We start from the raw sequence: 20,807 nt of genomic DNA on the forward strand, positions 1-20,807 counted from the left end.
ACTTAGTCATGCGAGCTGTATATACCATTTGTTTTATTGCATCGATGATTTACTTCTCGTCCTGTGGCTGCGGTCCGTCACGGAAACAGGTGCTCCAGCGTCAAATCGATAGCTTGAGCGAATTGGTGTCAAAGAAAAAAAATGAAAATAGTCAAAAGCTCCGAACGATTGACAAATTGAGTGATCAAAAGGAAGATTTATATTTATCAACCACATTGATCGGGCACCAAGTCGATTCTATACTCACAAATTTTCCCGATGCCGTCGCGTACATCAGAGACTTTGACAAGTCAACCTCCGAAATCGTTAAAGATTATTTGCAGAACTTAAGAGACAGCGACCGCTGGAACCAACTTTGGCACCGGGGCGGAATATGGCTGTACGGCCAGGTTCCGGACAACGAGAAGCTGATCAAAGATATCAGAAACAGTTTGCAATTTTTGGAAGGCAAGCGTGAAAAACTGGCGACCCAAATAAGAGTAATAGATAATCAACTCGCTGATTTGCGGGATGCCATCAGATTCAATAATGAAGCTATCCATAACTGGAAAACAAATATCGATGACAAAACAACGGAAGCAAACAGTGAGTGAGGCACTCGCGAAAGAAAAAAAGGAAAATGAATGGCTGAAACCGGCAATCATCATCGCCATCCTTGCGCTGCTCAGTTCGGTCTGCTTCAATTTTGTGCAGTATAAGCAAAATGAGCGAACCAGTCAACGTGCCCGTGACGCTGAACGTCGCGCCCTGCATCTTGAAAAAATGAAGACCGATTGGCTTGATGAAATGCAACGTTCTTTAGCAGCAACTAATAGCCGTATTGTGACTGTCTATGATCAGCTTCGACTGGATTCTTTATCGTCTGAGCGAAGTGATCCTGAGGCGCGACAAGCAGGGCTTAATAATTACGATCGCGACCATGCGGAATTCACTGCTTTAGTACAACAAAAACAACGGTTACGTGGTGAGATCGATCAGTATTTGGCAAACGATAAAGCACCATGAAACTAGTAAACGATGATATTACTTTTTCGGCGAGTGATGTTTCGAATCATTTGGCCTGTAAGTACCTGACTGTATTGAATGCAAAGGCTGCTAGAGGTTTGATTGATCAGCAGCAGTACCGCGACCCCTCTCTACAAATCTTGCAGGAACGGGGCCAAGAGTTCGAACATTCATATATCGAGGCGCTACGCATTAAGGGCATCCCCATAACCAATCCCCAGCAAGGGACGGAAGGTACTGCTTTATCAAGGACAATTCAAGCGATGAAAAATGGGGCACCAGCAATCTACCAGGCAGAGCTACGATCAGGCAAATGGGGCGGTAGGGCTGATTTTTTGATCAAGGTACCCCGGCCAAGTCAACTAGGTGATTATAGTTACGAAGTTCTGGATACTAAACTCGCGAGGGAAACGAGAGCCGGCACGATGTTGCAACTAGCACTTTACACCCAACTAATAGCTGAAATTCAAGGCACCATGCCAGAATTGATGCATGTCGCGACCCCGGCGACCTCTACTGACCCGCAACACTACAGGTGTGATGATTTTATGGCCTATTTCCGGCTGGTTTGTGAAAGAATGTCCGAAACAGTAGCTGATGCTGAAATAAGCGCTTTTTACCCTGACCCGGTGAGTCATTGCGATGTCTGTTCCTGGTGGCGCGAATGTAATAACCGCCGCAGGGCAGACGATCATTTGTCCCTGGTCGCAGGAGTGAGCATGTTACACACAGCTGAAATCAAACATTGGGGAGTGGATACCCTTGAAACCCTGGCCCAATTATCGCTCCCCTTACAAAACCGTCCCACACGTGGCGCAATCGATACTTATGTGAAATTACGGGAACAAGCCCGCGTTCAATTAACCGCTCGTCAAACAAAAGCACCCTATTTTGAAACATTGGCGATTTCGGCTGATGCAGGGTTTTGTAAACTACCTGCACCTGATGTCGGTGATATATTTTTTGATTTGGAAGGTGATCCATTTGTCGGCTTGGCCGGCTTGGAGTATTTGTTTGGCTGGGTTACCGATGACATTTATCACTCCTCCTGGTCTTTCGATGCCGAACAGGAAAAAGTCAGTTTCGAACGATTTGTCGATTCCGTTATGCAGCGGTGGCGAGAGCATCCGGACATGCATGTTTATCATTATACCGCCTATGAGCCCGGCGCGTTAAAACGCCTAATGGGTAAGTATTTGACCCGTGAGACTGAAATGGACCAGCTCCTTCGGGCAGGCGTATTCGTCGATCTATATACCATCACCAAGCAAAGTCTCCGTGCTGGTATCGAACGTTACTCACTCAAAGAGTTGGAAATATTTTATGGTTTTATCCGAAAGGTTGAATTACGGGATGCCGCAGAAGCCCTAAGAACTGCAGAACGCATATTAGAACGAACCGCGCAGGATAGCTTACCTGATGAACTTAAATCCGTTATTGGATACTATAACGCGGACGATTGCTTTGCCACCGCTCATTTGCGCAACTGGCTGGAAAAATTACGTAAACAGTTAATAGATGAAGGACAAGTGATCCCGAGACCGCTGCCAGCCAGCGGTACAGCCAGCGAAGCACTGACAGTCCATGATTTGATGGTCAAAGCTATCTTCGACCAGCTTATGGCCGGTGTGCCGCTTGAAAAGGAAGCGCGCAGCGCCGCCCAGCAAGCGCGTTGGATATTAGGCGGTATGCTGGATTACTATCGAAGGGAAGACAAATCCAAATGGTGGGAATACTATCGACTGGTTGAAATGCCGGAAGATGAGCTTTTGGAAGAAAAGGCTGCAATTGCATACCTGCAACTCATACCTGGATCACGCAGACCGGAGAAAAAGAGTTTTGTAGACCAATATCGTTTCCCATTCCAAGAATGTGAATTAAGAGCTGGCGCCGAACTGAAACTTCAAAACCAACAAAAGTGGGGCACGATTTTCGCCATAGACAAAGAACAAGGCATCGTTTCGATATTGAAAGGACCTAGTATCAAAGACATTCACTCTTCCGCTGTTTTCTCTATTGATATTCTGAATGCTTCCGAAAAACAAAAAGCGATTATCCGCTTATCTCAATGGATTTTGTTATATGGCATTGAAGCTACATTCCCAGAATACCGCGCCGCGCGTGATCTTTTGTTAAGGGAAGCCCCAAGAGTCCGGGCTGGCATTGATTGGGGAAAGGAACCATTCGCCGCTGCGCTGGGAGGTATTCATATGCTGAAGGGCGGTGTATTGCCGATTCAAGGCCCTCCAGGTGCCGGCAAGAGTTATACCGCTTCAAATATGATCATCGAGGCAGTTAAAGCAGGCAAAAAGGTTGGCATCACCGCTATGAGCCACAAAGTGATCAGGAATTTGCTGGAAAAAACTGTTGAAGCGGCTCAAAAAGAAGGCGTAAGCCTGACCTGCCTGCATAAAGTCACAACACTGGGTGAGCCTACTGCCGGCATCATTGAAACGACGAAAAATGATGAGGTTTGGAACGCTCTTTCGCAAAATCGGGTTCAAGTTGCCGGTGGCACAGCTTGGCTTTGGGCCAATGAATCGAGTTATGAGCTAGTCGATATTCTTTTCGTCGATGAAGCAGGACAATTATCGCTGATTGACACCGTAGCTGCGGCGCAAGGCTCAGACAATCTTGTTCTGCTCGGCGATCCGCAACAACTCAAGCAACCCCAACAAGGCAGCCACCCTGAAGGCAGTGAAGTATCATCATTAGAACATATCCTACAAGAGCACCAAACGATTACCGCAGATCGAGGCATCTTCCTTGAACAAACCTGGCGGATGCACCCTAATGTCTGCAGCTTCATCTCCGAGCTATTTTACGAAAATCGCTTAATATCGGCGGGAGGACTTGAGAAACAGGTGTTGATGGGGCCGATTATTAATGGCGCAGGTTTATGGTTTCTGCCGGTTCCGCATGAAGGTAACCAAAGCGCGTCCAGACAGGAAGCGGAAGCGGTTAAAAAACTCGTGAGTTTGCTTACAAATGGACAAACCAACTGGACAGATCGCGACGAAAAAACTAAGACCGTTGATACCGGGGACATCAAGATCATCTCACCTTACAATTCACAAGTACAAGAAATCAACGCAATCCTAAACGGGACCGTAGAAACTGGCACAGTTGATAAATTCCAGGGTCAGGAGTCACCAATCATCATTTTTTCAATGGCAACTTCCAGTCCTGAAAACGCTCCGCGTGGCATGGACTTTCTTTACAGTCTTAATCGTCTTAACGTTGCTGTTTCCAGGGCTAAAACAGCTTGTATTATCGTTGCCAGTCCAAAACTTTTTGAACCTGATTGTAAAAGTCCCGCACAGATCCGACTTGCTAACGCCTACTGCCGATACCTGGAAATGGCACAAATCATTACTATAAATTAAAATCACCGAATTTTATTATATTAGTCTTTACTTTCTTATTATATGGCCCTAGTTTTATTTTTCATTTTCGTGCTGTTGGTGGTGATATTTAGAAAGAAAACACCCGCTAAAAAAGTGCCGGTTTATACAAAGCCTAAGCCCTTGCAACAAAACTCAAAACAAAGCCCCAGTTTTCAAACACAAAGTCCCAATATCCTTACTCCTTCAAAAACACCACCAACCGCCGCAGCACCATCAAGTCCGAACGCTGTCGCTGCCGACCTTGCAGCTAAACATTTTGGCTGGGAATGGGAGGAGTTATTGCGTAATAAGGCTACCCATTTTACCATTGCTACTAATCCTGAAATCCGGTTACGGATTGCACTGATTTATCAATCTATGCTACAGATTGATTTACGCGACTTATTATACAGTTTTATCAATACCTCCACTACGTTAAATTATGGGCCTGATGGCCAATTGCGCCGTAGGCTTCCATATATTTATGACGCGCTGCATTTGGGTACATATGCGCTCATTAAGGCGGGCAAATTTGACGATGAACATATCAGGGCGTTGTTAGCGTCATTGATCAAGGCTTACCGTGAGGAAAAGAGAGCGCCTTTAATTAACCCTGTCCCAGTCAAGATCAATGAGATAGTTGATTCGGTGGCCGCAGCTAATCTCATTCCTCCCATACAGGTTCCTGTCGAAGTTTCCAAGACACCTAACGTGATCGACGTTGTTCCCGGAGATGTTAAGCTCAACTTGGGGATATCCGTTGGCTTTACTACCCCAACCAATTTCACCAGCAGCACGAGTCAAGTGTACCAGGCATATAATCCGGATGATTATAAACTCGGTACAAAATATAAAGCAAAATTAAACTTAAGTCCACAGGAAGTTATATGGTTGAATAAGTTCATGCATTACACCAATGCCTTCAATGGCATTGAAGGATGTTCCATTGCCGTGATCAACCTTTATCTGGGCGCCATAAAAAAAATGGTACGGCGTTTTGCAAACGAGCCGGTCGGTCTGCAGCAGCGGCTGGAAGATATCAAAAATGCCGCCTATAGATTTTCAATGAACCAACCTAGCCAATGGGGGTATTATGACCATAGCCAGGTAAAGGAATCTACCGAGGCAGACCTTTACTACACCGTTTACAAGAAAGCGGAGAGCGCGATGCGTGAAGCCTGGGAAAGTGGGCGAAGTATTTCTCCCGCATTCAACACCCGCAGTCAGGAAGCTGTAGAATTATTCAAGCGTTACACCGAACCCACGCTTAACGAAGTCATACTTGAACTAATTCCAAATATACCACCACCGGATGAAGACACAGAAATAGAATTAAATCAAAAAAACTCCACCAGGTGGAAACATCAGTTTGAACGGATTATCAACGGTACTAACCGTGATACAAAAACGATAGTTAAAGAAATCCACCACCTGGCTAAGTTGAACAAGAAAAACCCTTCGGTAGAAAATATCTATTACGAAGCGGCAAAGTTTATGGCGCAGGTCGATAAAGTTGAGGCGCTGGGGATGTATTTGTATTACATCAAGTTTGATCAAAAATCAGCGCGCATCGATAACAAGCCATTTAATAAAACCATCCAAAAGCAATTATTTAAAACGGCGGAACAACAAGCTGAATTTCACACCATTGTAGACGAATTGATCGTATTAAATGACATTAAACAATCCCTTAAAAAGGTCGCTGTTTTCTATGAACCCAAACGCAAAAGGATCACCCTGGATGACAGCGCCATTAAACTCGCCGGACAGGAGCTATCAGGCACCGTTACTGTCCTGAATAAATATTTGAAAGAAGAAGAAGATGAACTGGAACCAGCTGCCTATGAAACAGATTCACCTAGCGCTACCATGACAATACAAACCGATGCGGTTGCAGAAGCGTCCTTCCTTAACGTTTTGCAAATATCCCTTTTAACTTTATTTGAATCCAATAATTTCAAGCTTCCGCCTGATGCCGTTAACAACTTTGTCCAGCAGCATGGCGCTTTTAAAAATCAACTGATCGAAAGCATTAACGATGCTTGCATTGATGTTCTGGATGATGTACTCATCGAAGAAAGCGAAGAAGAATATACCATTGACCCTGATTATTTTAGAAAAATATACCCTGAATGATTACCAATTTAAAACCAAAAGAAGCCACCGCGATCATCAATTCGCTTTCCAGTGGGGTGGTGCCCAAAGTGGGGGTGCAACATATCGTTGTTGGCCGTAAAGCCGAAGTGGATGCTTTCGTTCAGGCCCTGGAAGATGTCAAGAACGGACACAGCATGGTCAAGTTCTGGATCGGTGATTTTGGCTCCGGTAAGTCCTTTATGATGCATGTGTTAAACACGGTGGCGTTAAAGGCCAAATTCGTGGTTGCCAGTGCCGATTTCACACCGGATAACCGACTGTATGCCAATGATGGTAAGGGACGGGCGCTTTATAAGGCGATCATGGACAATATTTCCATACAAACCAAACCGGAAGGTGGCGCTTTGCCTACATTGCTGGAAAAATGGATAGAACAAGTACTAACCAAAACAGCCACTGAAAACGATATTCCGCTTCACCTGATACGGGAACAGGAACATTTGCCTTTGGTACAGGCCAATATCTCCAAAGCGGTCCAGGAGATCAGCGAAGTAGGCGGATTTGACTTCGGGCTGGTGGTGTTAAAGTATTATGAAGGCTACGTTCGACAGGATGACCAGCTGCGGCTTAACGCATTACGCTGGCTCAAAGGGGAATATACCACCAAAACAGAAGCCCGGCAAGACCTGGGTGTTCGCGAGATCATCGACGACCTGAATTATTATGATATGCTAAAAAACTTTTGCAAGTTTTTTGTGAGCATGGGTTATAGCGGCTTTATGATCAACCTGGATGAGGCGATCAATTTGTACAAAATTGGCACCGCCGCGATGCGTGAAAAAAATTATGAAAAGATTCTGATGATCTACAATGATTGTTTCCAAGGCAAAGTCGGCAATCTTTTTATCAATTTTGCGGGGACGAATGAAGTACTGGAAAACGAACGCCGCGGGTTTTTCAGTTATCGTGCGCTTCGCTCCAGGCTGGAAACCAACCGCTTTGAAAGCTCGGAATATCGTGATTTCGCCCAGCCGGTGATCAAGCTCCGGCCATTGGATTTTAACCAGGTATTCGTACTCCTTCAGATGCTCCGGGAGATCTTTAACGTCAATTACTCCGTGCAAGTGGCCCTCTCGGATGAAGAGATCCGCCTGTTCATGGAAGAACTCTATAATAAACCGGGGGCCGCTGAGTTTTTATTGCCCCGCGAAGTGATCCGTGATTTTTTAGGTATCCTGAGCTTAATCCGTCAATACCCGGAGGCCGATAAGAAAAAAATGTTTGCCAGCTTGCAGGTCAAAGACGAAAGGCCGAAGGAACTATTATTGGAGGATATAGAGGAATTATAGCATGTACGACTTGCTGGCAGAACCGATCAGGCGCTATATCCGCAACAAAGGCTGGGAATCCCTGCGTTCCATACAAGCCGCAGCGATCCGGCATATCTTAGCGGATGACCGTAATTATATCCTGGAATCGCGCACGGCTTCCGGCAAAACCGAAGCTGCGTTTCTGCCTATTTTATCGCGTGTCAGTTTTAAAACGCCCGGAGTCAAAGTACTCTACATTTCACCTCTGATAGCGCTGATCAACGACCAGTTCGCCCGGATAGAGGAACTTTGTGTTTACCTCGATGTACCAGTAACTAAATGGCACGGCGAGGCAAAACGTTCGCTGAAAGAAAAACTGATCCGCGATCCGGAAGGAGTATTGCTGATCACGCCAGAATCTTTGGAAGCTATGTTTTGCAATGCTCCACAAAATATTTCGCACTTGTTCGGCTCACTGGATTATGTGGTGATCGATGAGATCCACTCTTTCCTCGGAACAGATAGGGGCGTTCAGTTACAGTCATTGCTCAGCAGGCTGCGCCTGACCGCGAATTGCAAATTCAAGGTGGTCGGTTTATCAGCTACAATAGGCGATCATGCCGCAGTCAAACAGATGACCGGTGATGCCGCTAATACTACGGTTTTACGTGACCCCACTGGAAAAGAGATCGATGCCGAGTTTAAGTATTTTCCAGACGAAGGTGCCGAATTGCCACTTGACCTTCTCAAAGATCTTTATACAAATACCAAGGATAATAAAGTGCTGATCTTTCCAAACAGCAGGGGCAGGGCAGAAGAGATCGCCGTTAAACTGAACAAAATTTCAGAACGTGTCGGCGGTCATCATAACTATTTTTCACACCATTCTTCCGTTGACCGGGAGGTAAGGGAGTACGTCGAGCAATTTGCCAAGAGCAACCAGCGCTATCCATTTGCGATCTCCTGCACTTCGACCTTAGAGCTTGGTATTGACATCGGCTCAGTAGATAAAGTCGTCCAGGTCGATGCCACAAGTTCCATCGCTTCGCTGATCCAGCGGGTCGGCCGAAGCGGCAGAAAGGACGGGATGACCAGCATGTTATTGTTCTACGCAACGGGGCCATGGAGCCTCATCCAGTCGCTGGCCTGCTTTTCACTTTACCGGGAAAAATTTGTTGAGCCTGTAGGAAATAATCGATCCGCTTATGACCTATTGCTTCACCAGATCTTGTCGACTGTGAAACAACTTAGCGGCTGCACATTCGACACCTTGCAGGAAAGGATGTCGTGCAACTATGCTTTTGCCGAGATCAAACCTGCGGCTGTTACTGCTATCATTAAACACCTGCTACAATTGGATATACTGGAACTCATTGGCGGGGAACTGATCATTGGGGTAGAAGGGGAGCGAATGGTCAATGCCCGTGATTTCTACGCGGTTTTTAAGACCGATCCGAACTATAAAGTGGTACATGCCGATAAACCCATTGGCGAAATTCCCTTAACATCGATCATCGTTGTTGATGAGAATATTTTCCTGGCGGCCCGGATCTGGAAAGTCGTCGATATTGACGAGAAAACGAAAAAAATCACGGTAATACCGGCTAAGGATGGTAAGAAGCCAAAATTTTCCGGTGGCGGTATGGATGTCAATGTGCGGGTCAGGGAACGCATGCTTGAATTGCTGATGACCGGATCCGTTTGGACTGAACTGGATAAAAGCGCGGCAGATGTATTGGCAGAATACCGCAAAATGTTCGGCAAATATGCTATAGAGGATTTAAAGTTTGACCGGCCGGTCACTGAGAAAGAAGGTAGCTGCATAGTTTATACTTTCCAGGGTTCTGGTGTCAACCGCGCGATGGCCTTTGTCTTGCAGCAGATGAAACCGGGGTTCATTATCACTTTGGTGGAAGAAGACAGTACCTTCCACTTCAGTTGTGATTTTAAAACTGCGGAAAAGACTTTGATAACTGCCCTGGCCAGTTTAGCCCAGGTCGATATCTACCTGGCCGAGGCTATTGCTGCTAATTCAGACGGCATGGTGAATTCTAAATGGGGCGTCTATCTGCCACCTGTGTTGCAAAAAGAACTGCTAAAGGCGACTCGTTATGATTTCGATGGTGCGGGACAGTTTTTAGCCGATGTCAGATTAGTCAGGCATATGGATCATCAATCATGAAAACGCTTTTTAAACTGATCGTCGCCATTTTGCTGCAGGTTGGCGTAGCGTCATGTCATGAGCATACAAATGAGATCAATTTAAAGCCAAGAACTGATTCTGTTTTTATCTGTCAAAGTTCCGCGGCCTACGCGTACCACACCCGCATTTGTAAGGGATTAGCGCATTGCAGGCATACCATTGTTAAGGTGAGCAAATCGTATGCAATCAGTGCCGGATATAAACCTTGTAAACTTTGCTATAGATGATGATTAAGTTAAATCTGGATCCTGAATATTATGAACGTGAACATCTAGGTGCCAAAGTTTAAAATGTCTTTTTCACTTAAAAGGAATCGGTCAAAATACTACAGAACTAAAAGGCAGCAATACCCAAGCGCAATGCTTTATCTACATTATATAAATACCAAGGCAGTCAGGGTTTTTTATGCGTTCTATAGATATCTCACTATTATTTCTCTTTTCCTGGCCGTTAAATTCAAGATGGCCAAATAACTTTAAGAAATACGTGCCGGGACTAGGAATTGTTACCGATAGGAAATAAAGCGATTCGTATCTTAAAATAATCGATATTCCTTACTGTTCAGCCACTTAATCACTTCAATAGCTAAAATATCTTATATCATTTTAATGTTGAAACTGAATCCGAATATAGGTTGACAAACCAAGTTAAATCAGTTCTGTGCAATGGTCTTGTTTGATTTGTATTTTTTGTGAAATGTTAATGAAATATAGTAAGCAAATTATATTTCCCACTACGGAAAGCCGTAAAAAGCTGAACCCGCTAGCCGTTACATTTGTTCAATTAATTATAAATACATTTAAATCATGGCAGCATCTTACGTAGAACACAGGCCTCACGCGTCAAGCGAACACGCCGCCACATCTCATTACGTTGTAATTGTAAACGAGAAAGAAACCGGCGGAGAATTCTCCACCCAGGAAAAAGCAAAAACTTACGCATGCGACAACGGGCATAAGCCTGTCCATGTCGCAAGACAACGTCACTTACAAAACAGGAAAGAGCCTGCTCATTGGCGGGTTGATCCTTGTTAGTTTGAATTTCGTGTAATTGTCAGGGAGTAGATAAATTTCTGCTCCTTTTTGAAAACCTTAAATCGAAAGATTTGAGGTTTTTTTTAAATGATAAAAAAATAATTCCCAGTGCAAAATAGGCAACGTAGCCGTGCTGCTTGGCTTTGCGCCGATGGTTTATGATATCAATAAATCTAGAAGCTCACCAGGAGTCATACCCAAAAAATGCAAATGACAAAATAAAATCTGTAAATTTACGGAATGCCGTTGGTTCTAATTGCAGCAAGTTAACCAAATCTTATCTCATGGAATTTGATATATTATATAACTCAAGTATGCGGTCTATTCTTGAGAACTATTCGATAGTTCAAAAGGCCAGACAAAAGGCTGCCTTTAACCTATTTACAATATCCTCGTACACTAGCCACCTGGAGAACTTTCATTCAGATATAATTGCTACGCTACTTGATAAGAATGCAGTTCATCAGGAACAGGATCGGTTTATGAGGCAGTTTATTAACTATCTACACGGTCTGTCCGGCATAAATATCAGGAAAGGTGATTTTGAGAATACCACTGTGATCCGGGAACAAGGCAGGTTAGATATTTGGATAAGGGATGAAGTATCACGAAAGGCAATCATAATAGAAAATAAAGTCAATAACGCTCCGGATATGGTCGAACAAATCGACCGGTATTATCAATATTCACATGAACAAATTGGCTATCACGTTGAGCTAATTATTTATCTCTCGCTGGACGGGTTTAAACTTGCACCCAAAACTTCCTCCAAAATCGACCACTTAGTCCGCAATATTGGCGTGTTTACCGGAATGCCGGACGATCTTGTCACGGGTTGGCTTAAAAATTGTCTGGACGATCATATTAGACAGGACAGCTACACCTTTATTTACCAATACATTAGTTTATTAAAAAATCTCGCAAATAAAAATATGGATATTCAGGTAATGGAAGATTTCTACCGTCTTCTTTCAAATGAAAACGCATTTGAAAATATCAACAACATAGTAGAAATGAAAAATCGACTTCCTTCATACAGGGCTGATAAATTTGCTGCTGTTTTAGGTGATAATTTCACGCCATTTGTAAAACAAATCAGGTATAAAAGCAACTATTACTTATTAGATAATTATCAGGTCAGTTCAAATATTTTAAAACTTGATATTTGGTTTGAAGAAAATGGCAACGCAGCACTAATGTTTTGGAATACTTCTGAACAATCTTTAAATGGAAGGCTCGCACTGACCCTGGAACTTAACAGGATAGGGTGGGAACAAAAATTTGACGACGAAATAGGCTATGGATATAATGGATACAGCAAACGTTTTACGATTGGGCCAATTTATCCAACAATGGCATTGGTTGATCAGGCACTAAATAACTTTGTCCGGCAATTTCTTGATGCCCTTAAAAAGGGAGCCTTGTGATAGCCTAGATGCGCATGCTTGCCTATGAATCCATTATTACTTCCTAACCTTGTTTGTATCGGAAGTAACGAGTCCGCGCTTGTTGGTGATAACAACCTGGTAAAAAGCGGCATCCTGCCCGAAAAAGCCTTCATATGATAAGCCTGCTGGGCGAAGACCGTCAGGAGGCATTTTCGGAAATAAAGCGCAATATGCTGAACTCCATTAAGGGCAATAAGTAATAAACTTAATTTGCACCGCGCGGAAGCCAAACGCAATATTCAAAACAAATTTTAAGCGGTTTAAAAATGCGCCTTAATCCTTTTTGATAAAATACCGTAAAAACGCCTTTTTTATTTCAGATTTTATTTTTTAGCTTTATTGAAATAATTCCTAAACCGGATTATCATATACCATTGTCTTCTTCCGTTTTTTAAGATGCATTTCGGATATACCGGTTTCAGGGTGATTTGATAAAGTATGAATAAGTAATACCTAAACGATGAAGTACATCCTGCGATTTATTTTGATTTTTTCGATATGCGGCTGCGCCCTTCAAAAGGCAAGTGCACAGTATACGATAATGGATAAGGCTCCGTGTCCGGAAGGCCCGGGATCAGCGCTGGACACGGTTTTTTATTCACCGACCACGCCGATGCCCTTCGATGAATGTTTTGTGCTTAAGATCACACTGAAGGGCAATATTCAACCGCGCTATTTTGCCGTTAATCCCGTCGATCGTTTTGGTAACCTCGATCCTACCCGCCGGGATTACCATACGTATTTAAAAACTGTGCAACCTGACCCGAAAAAAAGACGGGCTTTTAAGAAAGCTTTTACGTATGAGCTGTTTCGTGCCAATAAGATCAACCGGCTCTTTAGTACGATCATCTGTTACAACAGGGGTACGACGACGGATGTCATGATGCATGTGCCGCCGTTAACGCCTAACCGGGACTACAAGATTATACTGATTACTGACAATGTGAATTCTTTGAAGGCGCTGTATTCCAGCGGCGAGATAGTTTTCAGGACTGCTGCGTTCCCGCCAGATCAGGCGGCAAACAATGCAATCAACCAAAAATTGCACCAGATGATCGTCGGTAATGACATCAAGGGAAACGGGTTGAACTATAACGTGACCCCGCAAAAAATCGTCGATTTTCTCGCGCATGATACGCTGGTTTATAACCAGGATATAAGCCCGCCGACGGCAGTAGTGACTGCCCTGCTGGATGCAAAAAAACTACCCCACAAGTTGGCGACCACTGCGCAATACTCGTTTTTCAGAAGGTATCGTATTTTCTTTAAGCCAACCGGGTCGGCCACTGCTTTAAATCTCGGCAACGCAATGGCTGTCGATCCGCAAAGGTATGTCGAGGCAATACCTAAAAGTGATCCCGAAAGCTTAACATTATCTGACAGCGTTATGGTCGGTGGGGTAAAGGTTCCGTTAAATGATGTTGACGGTAACCCGGTCAAATTCCACACGGATAGCAGGTACGAGGTTTATTTCTTCTGTTATGAAGAGTTTGATGATCTCGGCACCCATGGTGTTACAAAGGAACCGGTGTCATTTTTTAAGTTAATGGATCTTGAGGAAAAAAACGGCGGCAAGGAACTTAGTGCCACTGTCAACCCTGCGGCGCCTAACAATGAAACGATAGCAGTTAAAAAAAATACGGTCAGACTTTACCAGGATATGGATAAGTCTGTAAGTTCACTGGCAACAACTAATGTCTATAAAGTATGGCCGCAGGACGACCTTAAGCAGGTCATGAGCCAGGCGGTACTTTGCCCGTGCTCAAATAAGGGCATCAGGGATCTGACGCAGGCGAACGACCTGCTGCATATCATCAGTCTCTTAAATGTCGCGACGCCCGCCCAACTGGAATCTATGCGTTCGGGCTTGTTGTCGAGTAAGGATCTTTTAGCAACTCCTGCAAAAAACGGGGACTATACTGCCAGGGCCGCGAACCTGAAATTTACCCTTGGACAGCTTCAACTGCTCAATGACTTTCTCCGTAACATCATCGCACTGGAACCTGGTAATGCCAGCTATAACGCCATTTATACGCAGGCTATGAGCTATCGTGCTGATTTGCAGGCAGAAAGTGATGCAGTGGACAATATCAATAAGCTTACCGCCAAAATAACTGCCGCATACGATAAACTGTTTCCTATACTGGAGGAGCGGAACACGCTGGTTTCTACAGAAACGCTGGATTTTATGTCGACCTACAAGCTCAGGATCGTCCCTGATTTTGGTTTCATCGGCGTTTTTACCGGAGACAAGGTTTTCCATTTCTCCGACCTGGCACCGTACCTGGGGTTTGAGGTCGATTTCAGATCGATCAACAAAAATATCCCGATGCGGCTGGTCCATTATAAGGATATCTGGTACTATCTGTCTTTTTCGGCAGGGCTGACTTTGACATCGCTGGCTATTCCTAATAGGCGGGCCGACCTTTTCGGCAATCAAAACTTGCTTACCGGCTTTGGTTTCCGGATAAATAATTCGTTCCGCGTTACTGCCGGTACCGTGTGGTTTAAAACCATTAATAAAAATCCTCTGGAAACCAACCAGCCGCTCGGGTTTTCACCCTTCATCGGGTTGTCGCTAGACCTTGACCTGCAGACGTTATTCGGTGGAATCAGTAAACTATTTAAATGATGAAAAAATCAATATATGCACTACTGGCAGCTGCGCTTTTTTACAGCGCCTGTTTTAACCCGAAAAAGTATGATGACATCACGCCCATGGGGCTGATCGCTATCAGCTCGAGTGACAGCACCACCGCTGCGGACGGGTCAGGTTCTTATGTGGTTAATGCGGAAGTGCTGGACAAAAAGGCGGATGCGGGCAAAAGGACCATCGTCTTTAAGACTACGATGGGGACGTTCAAAGGCGGTTCAGACAGTATCGCCGTTGTCGCCGACGCCAATTTTCAATGCAGCGCAAAGTTAACCAGCGTAAAGGCGGGAAAAGCAACCGTTACCGCAAAGATTCAAAATATCACGGCATTAAAAACACCGTCTGTTACCTTTACAACTGCATTTCCCAGCAAAGTTACGGTTGCAGTTGATTCTTTTTCTGTCAAGAATGACAACAGGAGCGAAACATTAGTTACTGCGACCCTGGGCACAGCCAGCGGCGGCGTACCATCGGTCGGCACTACTGTTACTTTCACGGCTACTGACAACCTGGGCACTATGGTAGGAACATTTCTTAACAACATTTCGACGGGAAACACCGATGCTAACGGACAAGTGAAACTGCGATATGCGCCGATCAATACACCCTATACGGGTTACCTTACTTTTACGGCTACCTCAACTGATGCTGACGGCAAACCAGTCCTCGGAACGACACGAATTTTTATCACTAAATAATTAAATATGGAAAACGAGGAATTACAACAAAATGAACTTAATGACCTTGTGGGTAAAATCAAGGATCATATCGCTAACAGCAGTACGCTTTCCGGTATGAAACTTTCCACCCTGGGCCTGGCAACCTTTGGACAAGGTACGCACACCTGCTGCTCGGATGCGGGCGACGATCAAATTATGCTTCCTGATAGTGTTCCGTGCCCATTTGGCTACCACGACTGCTAAGATATTCCCGGGTCTTAGAGCGTGGTGTTTATCGAATAACCTGTGCAGCTAAACAATATGCTGCAATTTTTCAGGGTGGCTATAGTAAGCCCTTCCTGGAATCCCTTGCCTTTGATAACTGCGCTGACCTCGGGTTGCGAGAGCAGTGATGCAATGGCGGTAGGCAGGTCTGTCCCGTGGGTAGTGATTATTTCCGGTGCCTGCAGCAGGTATTCTGTCAGGTCGGGCCATTGGATGCTTAAGATGGTGTAAAGAACAAGCTGGTGCCTTGGTATGTCAATGTGCGATATGAGCGACGCGGCTTTGTTTACCAGGTAATTATTCAACAGGCGCTTCATGTTCCTCGGGTTCACGTCCAGAAATTTTCCGTAGGATTTTAAAAAGTGCTCGGTCTGTTTGACTGTTTGCTGCTGGGCAAGTGTTTCAAGCGACTTGAGCCTGGATTGGTGCTCTTTGTTAAAAGCGGTTTCCTTCACGGTTGATTTTGAAGCGGGAGCCTGCTGTTCTTCCTGGCCGGGATCTGCAGCCGGGGTATCCCGGATACCAAGCATGGCATTCCAGCACTTTTCCTTGATGGCCTCGGGAACACCCGGCAGCGCAACGGATAGCTGGAACATTTTTTCGATGAACAACGGGCCGATGGCTTTGCCCTCGACGTGGATAAAGTTCTTGATTTTATCGTACTCCACTTCATAGCTGGCGTGCACTTTGTCGGCCGCGATCACGAATACCACGTTCGCCTCTTTGAAAATGGTCTGGATGTTTTCAAGTAATTCGACGACGTAGTTGCTTTTACAGCGATCCAGATCGTCGATGAAGATAACGATCCTCCCCGGCGCAGCAGCTTCGACCAGTTTTTTGAATTTGTTTTTAAACTCGACCATCGGGTTGTCCCTGCTCTCCAGGTAATCCTGCACGGCCTTTTTTGATTTGATAAATAAGCTTTGCGAAAGGCTGATCGATACGCCCCAAATCGCGACGAGGGCACCGAGGAACTTGCTGATGTTTTCCAGCCATTTGTCGTTGTCCGCGTGTTTGGTTTGCCCGTATAAAAACAACAGGTAGGCAATGACGAATAGGGAAATGGCCTGGTGCAGCCGGCGTGCCTTAAACCGCCAGAACCATTCTTTTACCCGGAATGTCCAGGGCAATTGTTTTTTAAGGTCCTGGTGCAGGTTGTTCATGAATGTCCACCAGGGATAGGGCATGCCCTGGTTTTGCCATGCGTTAAAATCGATGCAGTACCATTGCTTCTGGTCCGCTATAGCCGGTATCTTGTTAAAGGAGTCCTTCATGAAATTCATAAAGGATGATTTTCCGGCGCCCCACGGAGCATATAAATGAATAGCAAAAGCGCCGTGTGTCAGTTTTGTTCCATCCAGGATTTTGACGATGAACTCGGCGAAATAATACCGGTCCAGAAAGTCGCCGTCCTGGCTGACAATCGGATTATCGTCTGAACTTTCCAGGTAATCGTTGTCTTTGGCGCCTTCATCAACAATCAGCTTATTGTACAGGGTTTGTCCTTGCCTGGATAAAAGGCGCGTTATCCCACCTGTAACCTCCGGGATCAACTCGTCCAGAAAATTATCCCGTACCAGTAAGCTTTTGAGTGTTTCGTCCAACATCGCTAACCCAATCATCATCAGCTTGCCATGAAAAACCTTGATGTCTGGTTGATAAAGCTCCCTGAGCCGGTCAAGCCAATTCAGCGGGGTATCCAGCTCTGAACGCTTAAATTCCCGGTCAACCGCGTAAGTGTTTAATACCTGGAGTTTCTGGCTGCCTTTTTTATTGGCATAAACGGTGCGGTATTTGAGCAGTTCCGCCGCCATCTGAACGGCGCTTACTGCGCTCTTTTCACCTAATCGTTTTACCACTCCCTTGACCGCATCGGACAGGCCGGCGTCCCAGGCAGGAGGGGAGATCGATGGTGCCGCCTTTTTTGACCTTTTCGGCGATTTTTCAGAAAAGCTGTTTGATTCTTGCATCATTTGGAATGTTTGATCGGGGGGGTATCCTGTAATACGATTTCGCCTTTCACGAGCCATGAGATACCAAATGCCCATAGCGTTATGAGCTCAAGCCAGTAGGTAGGACGGAAGTGAGCCAGCTTTTTTTCCAGGTGAAAAACCTTAAGCGACAGGATGCCTGCCATGGCAACGACCATGATGATGCCGCATACCAGGTACACGCTATTGCGCGACCGCTTTTGTTTACCGGGGTCGGCTTTATCTGTCCGGCGGAAAAGCCAGAGGGACATAACGGCCTGTACAAGAAACAAGCCTGTTGCTGAACTATAGTGGACGGTATTCCGGAGATCGTCCGGCGGTCGGCAAATGATATTACACGCATAATTACCATCACTCACATTGCAGGGGAAGAATGCGACTCCGAGTGCGAACACGGCCATCAGGTTGCATAATATCCCGTCAAGGCGGGCAGGGCCTTTATAGGTAAACATGAAAAGCGCAACCGCGCAGAGTACGCCGACAAGCACGCTTCCCATGATGGTATAGAAATAATCACTGATAGACGGTTTCAAGGTAGTGCATCGTTCGATGACTAAGGTGCCGAAATAACAGACGACGGGGAGTGCAATACCCAGCCAGCCGATGGCCCGGCGGATCGTGCGAAACGAAATGATCATGTTCCTATCAGGGTCGCCTTCGAGCAGCGCCGGCGTTTTGTTCTTTGGGACGGGCTTCATGGGGATAATGGATAAGGCTCCTAATTACCAGCAAGATAGAAAAATAAATTTGATATGTCCTATTTTAATAAATGCCAGGCAAACGCATAGAATAGCCGCACCTATACTGGCTAAAATTTGCCAGTGTTTTGGAGAGATAAAGATGAGCAATAAGGATAATGTGAAGAGAGAAACCGAAATCTGCGCAGCAAATAATTTACTTTTTGCAAAGGCAATCAGCATAATATCCGGATTAAACCAGATCACGCCTGGTGAAGAAGCAAATGACGGCTGGTGATAGGATTATCTGCAAATTTTGGGATTAAAACTCAGGCTGGACGAGGTAATGACTGCGAAGGTCATTGACGAGGAAAAAACAAAGGTATTTGACGCCTTTCTGGCACCTATTAAGAAAAAGAACCGGTGTACGCCGGAGGAAGGCCTGGAGGCTGAGGCCATTCTGCTGAGTTTTGAGTCAGCACAATTTAAAATCAACACGGTCCGTGAGCAACTGGCGCCTTTAAAGTATTACTGGGAGCTGAAACACCTGTCGTTAAAAATTGTTAGCCATTCCGGCAACCTGCAGAAAAGCGAAAATTTCTATCTTCAAATTAAGCAGGTTAAATGGCTGGAGACCCGATCTGCAGGCAGGGGATACCAGCAACTGGAACAGGTGAACTATGGTACGTTATACTTAACGAATAAACGGCTTGTATTCGAGGGCAACGCGAAAAACTCTATTATCCCGTTAGACCGGATCAGGGGTATTGCTGTTCAGTCAAATGGAATTGCTGTTCAAAAAGATAAGGGCGAAGACCCGGTATTGGTTTTTTTGGGGGACAGATTGGCGTTTGAGTTGATTTTGAAAAGGTTGTTGAACGGATAACATATCGCCCAACGGATTAATGTAATGATTTCCCAAAAATTACCGATATTAGTGTTAATTCGTTAACCTTCAAAAACTTATCGCAATGGCTAAATTTAACAGAAAACCCCTCAGTACGATTTTATTGTTGATAATACTTATTACTGCAGGGCAATCCTGTAACAGCCATGACAACCGTTTCATTCTGCCTGCTCACCCACACGACGCTAAAACAGTCGTCCCCCTGCTTATTTATTACGTTTCACAGACCGATGTCAGGCCGGCCATAACGGTTTATATTAATGGCATACCGGTAGAAGTGCTGTTCGATACCGGCTCCTGGGGACTTCGCGTGTTAAAAGGCGCGCTTAAAGGCGGCACATTTCCTACAATCGGAGTGCGGGTGAGCAATTCCTATTCCGGCGGAACAAGCCTGTATGGGCAAGTCGCCAGGGGGTATGTTTCTATGAGCAATTCTCATAAAGGTGCGACGCTTAACTTTATGCTCATTGACGGGGCCGATAGCGGTAACGGTAAGTTTTCCACGGGCGATAACGCAGTGATTAATAACCCGCTGCTGGAACACTTTAACGGAATCATCGGTGTTGGCATGCGTTATAGCGATACCAGTAGAGGTGTGGCTAATCCTTTGCCGCAGTTGCCCGGGAACGCGCAATTTATCGTTCATTTTCCGCACTATGGCGAGCCGGAGGGTACGCTGGTCCTTAATCCCGGCCGGGAAGATTTGCGGGGATTTTCCTTTCTCAAATTGAAAGCCAACAGTGATATCCTGCCCAATGGTTTGCAAAGCTGGCCTGAAAACCTTTTAACCGGTACCGTTTCTATCGACGGACAGCCCTACACGAAGAATACGCTCCTGGACACAGGAAACCCCTTGAATTTTTACTACAAAGACGGCACGAGCAATAAAGAGCCGGTTGATATCAATTCAGTCGTCAGGTTTTCCTTAGGAGACCCTGTTGTCGCTGACACGACGATCACTGTAAAACAACAGCGCGCCGGCCTGGACCTGCTGGTATCAAGTAATAAATCGTCCTATGGCCCCCGGAACGTCTTCGGTACGATGTTCTTTTTTGATTTTGATGTCTTTTATGATCAGCACAACGGGGTGATCGGCATCAGGAAAAAATAATGCAGGTTTTTAGCGCAAAAGGTTTAAGGACTAACGAAGCT

Annotated in this window: 17 protein-coding genes; 15 read left to right on the forward strand and 2 right to left on the reverse strand. The window is 45.3% G+C overall.

Annotated elements, in window-relative coordinates:
* Positions 1-8: 8 nt before the first annotated feature.
* From KXD93_RS22310 to KXD93_RS22365, 12 genes are all read left to right on the forward strand, one after another.
* Positions 9-593, forward strand: coding sequence for a hypothetical protein (locus tag KXD93_RS22310; protein WP_258139589.1), 585 nt, complete (start codon positions 9-11; stop codon positions 591-593).
* On the forward strand, positions 562-1,005 hold the full coding sequence (locus tag KXD93_RS22315; RefSeq protein ID WP_258139590.1) for a hypothetical protein: 444 nt from the start codon (positions 562-564) through the stop codon (positions 1,003-1,005). The genes KXD93_RS22310 and KXD93_RS22315 overlap by 32 nt, the downstream gene beginning before the upstream one ends.
* Positions 1,002-4,391, forward strand: coding sequence for a TM0106 family RecB-like putative nuclease (locus tag KXD93_RS22320; protein ID WP_258139591.1), 3,390 nt, complete (start codon positions 1,002-1,004; stop codon positions 4,389-4,391). The genes KXD93_RS22315 and KXD93_RS22320 overlap by 4 nt, the downstream gene beginning before the upstream one ends.
* A 42-nt stretch (positions 4,392-4,433) precedes the next feature.
* Positions 4,434-6,527: a tellurite resistance TerB C-terminal domain-containing protein gene (locus KXD93_RS22325; protein ID WP_258139592.1), complete on the forward strand. Its 2,094-nt coding sequence runs from the start codon at positions 4,434-4,436 to the stop codon at positions 6,525-6,527.
* Positions 6,524-7,837, forward strand: coding sequence for an ATP-binding protein (locus KXD93_RS22330; protein WP_258139593.1), 1,314 nt, complete (start codon positions 6,524-6,526; stop codon positions 7,835-7,837). The genes KXD93_RS22325 and KXD93_RS22330 overlap by 4 nt, the downstream gene beginning before the upstream one ends.
* 1 nt (position 7,838) lies before the next feature.
* Positions 7,839-9,980, forward strand: a complete 2,142-nt coding sequence (locus KXD93_RS22335; protein ID WP_258139594.1) for a DEAD/DEAH box helicase — start codon at positions 7,839-7,841, stop codon at positions 9,978-9,980.
* Positions 9,977-10,228 carry a hypothetical protein gene (locus KXD93_RS22340; RefSeq protein ID WP_258139595.1) on the forward strand — a complete coding sequence of 84 codons (252 nt, stop codon included), beginning with the start codon at positions 9,977-9,979 and terminating at the stop codon, positions 10,226-10,228. The genes KXD93_RS22335 and KXD93_RS22340 overlap by 4 nt, the downstream gene beginning before the upstream one ends.
* Before the next feature lie 579 nt (positions 10,229-10,807).
* Entirely contained in the window at positions 10,808-11,035 is a 228-nt protein-coding gene (locus tag KXD93_RS22345; protein WP_258139596.1) for a hypothetical protein, read from the forward strand.
* Positions 11,036-11,193: 158 nt separating this feature from the next.
* Entirely contained in the window at positions 11,194-12,462 is a 1,269-nt protein-coding gene (locus KXD93_RS22350) for a PDDEXK-like family protein (RefSeq protein ID WP_258139597.1), read from the forward strand.
* Between the two features lie 481 nt (positions 12,463-12,943).
* Complete coding sequence (locus KXD93_RS22355) at positions 12,944-15,115, forward strand: hypothetical protein (RefSeq protein WP_258139598.1); 2,172 nt, start codon at positions 12,944-12,946, stop codon at positions 15,113-15,115.
* Entirely contained in the window at positions 15,112-15,834 is a 723-nt protein-coding gene (locus KXD93_RS22360; protein WP_258139599.1) for a hypothetical protein, read from the forward strand. Before KXD93_RS22355 ends, KXD93_RS22360 begins: the two co-directional genes overlap by 4 nt.
* A gap of 6 nt (positions 15,835-15,840) precedes the next feature.
* Positions 15,841-16,059, forward strand: a complete 219-nt coding sequence (locus KXD93_RS22365) for a hypothetical protein (protein ID WP_258139600.1) — start codon at positions 15,841-15,843, stop codon at positions 16,057-16,059.
* A gap of 14 nt (positions 16,060-16,073) precedes the next feature.
* Here the strand turns inward: KXD93_RS22365 and KXD93_RS22370 are convergent, their stop codons facing one another.
* Both KXD93_RS22370 and KXD93_RS22375 read right to left on the reverse strand, forming a co-directional pair.
* Positions 16,074-18,053: a KAP family P-loop NTPase fold protein gene (locus KXD93_RS22370; RefSeq protein WP_258139601.1), complete on the reverse strand. Its 1,980-nt coding sequence runs from the start codon at positions 18,051-18,053 to the stop codon at positions 16,074-16,076.
* A complete protein-coding gene (locus KXD93_RS22375) occupies positions 18,050-18,604 on the reverse strand; it encodes a hypothetical protein (protein WP_258139602.1) in 555 nt (184 codons plus the stop codon). The genes KXD93_RS22370 and KXD93_RS22375 overlap by 4 nt, the downstream gene beginning before the upstream one ends.
* A gap of 70 nt (positions 18,605-18,674) precedes the next feature.
* Between KXD93_RS22375 and KXD93_RS22380 the strand changes: the two genes are divergently transcribed.
* The 3 genes from KXD93_RS22380 (at position 18,675) to KXD93_RS22390 (ending at position 20,766) form a co-directional block, all read left to right on the forward strand.
* On the forward strand, positions 18,675-19,046 hold the full coding sequence (locus KXD93_RS22380; protein ID WP_258139604.1) for a hypothetical protein: 372 nt from the start codon (positions 18,675-18,677) through the stop codon (positions 19,044-19,046).
* 18 nt (positions 19,047-19,064) lie between these two features.
* Positions 19,065-19,634, forward strand: a complete 570-nt coding sequence (locus KXD93_RS22385; protein WP_258139605.1) for a CheF family chemotaxis protein — start codon at positions 19,065-19,067, stop codon at positions 19,632-19,634.
* A gap of 85 nt (positions 19,635-19,719) precedes the next feature.
* Complete coding sequence (locus tag KXD93_RS22390) at positions 19,720-20,766, forward strand: DUF3443 family protein (protein WP_258139606.1); 1,047 nt, start codon at positions 19,720-19,722, stop codon at positions 20,764-20,766.
* The last annotated feature ends 41 nt before the right edge of the window (positions 20,767-20,807 follow it).

The organism is Mucilaginibacter phenanthrenivorans (assembly GCF_024721155.1).
GTDB lineage: Bacteria > Bacteroidota > Bacteroidia > Sphingobacteriales > Sphingobacteriaceae > Mucilaginibacter > Mucilaginibacter phenanthrenivorans.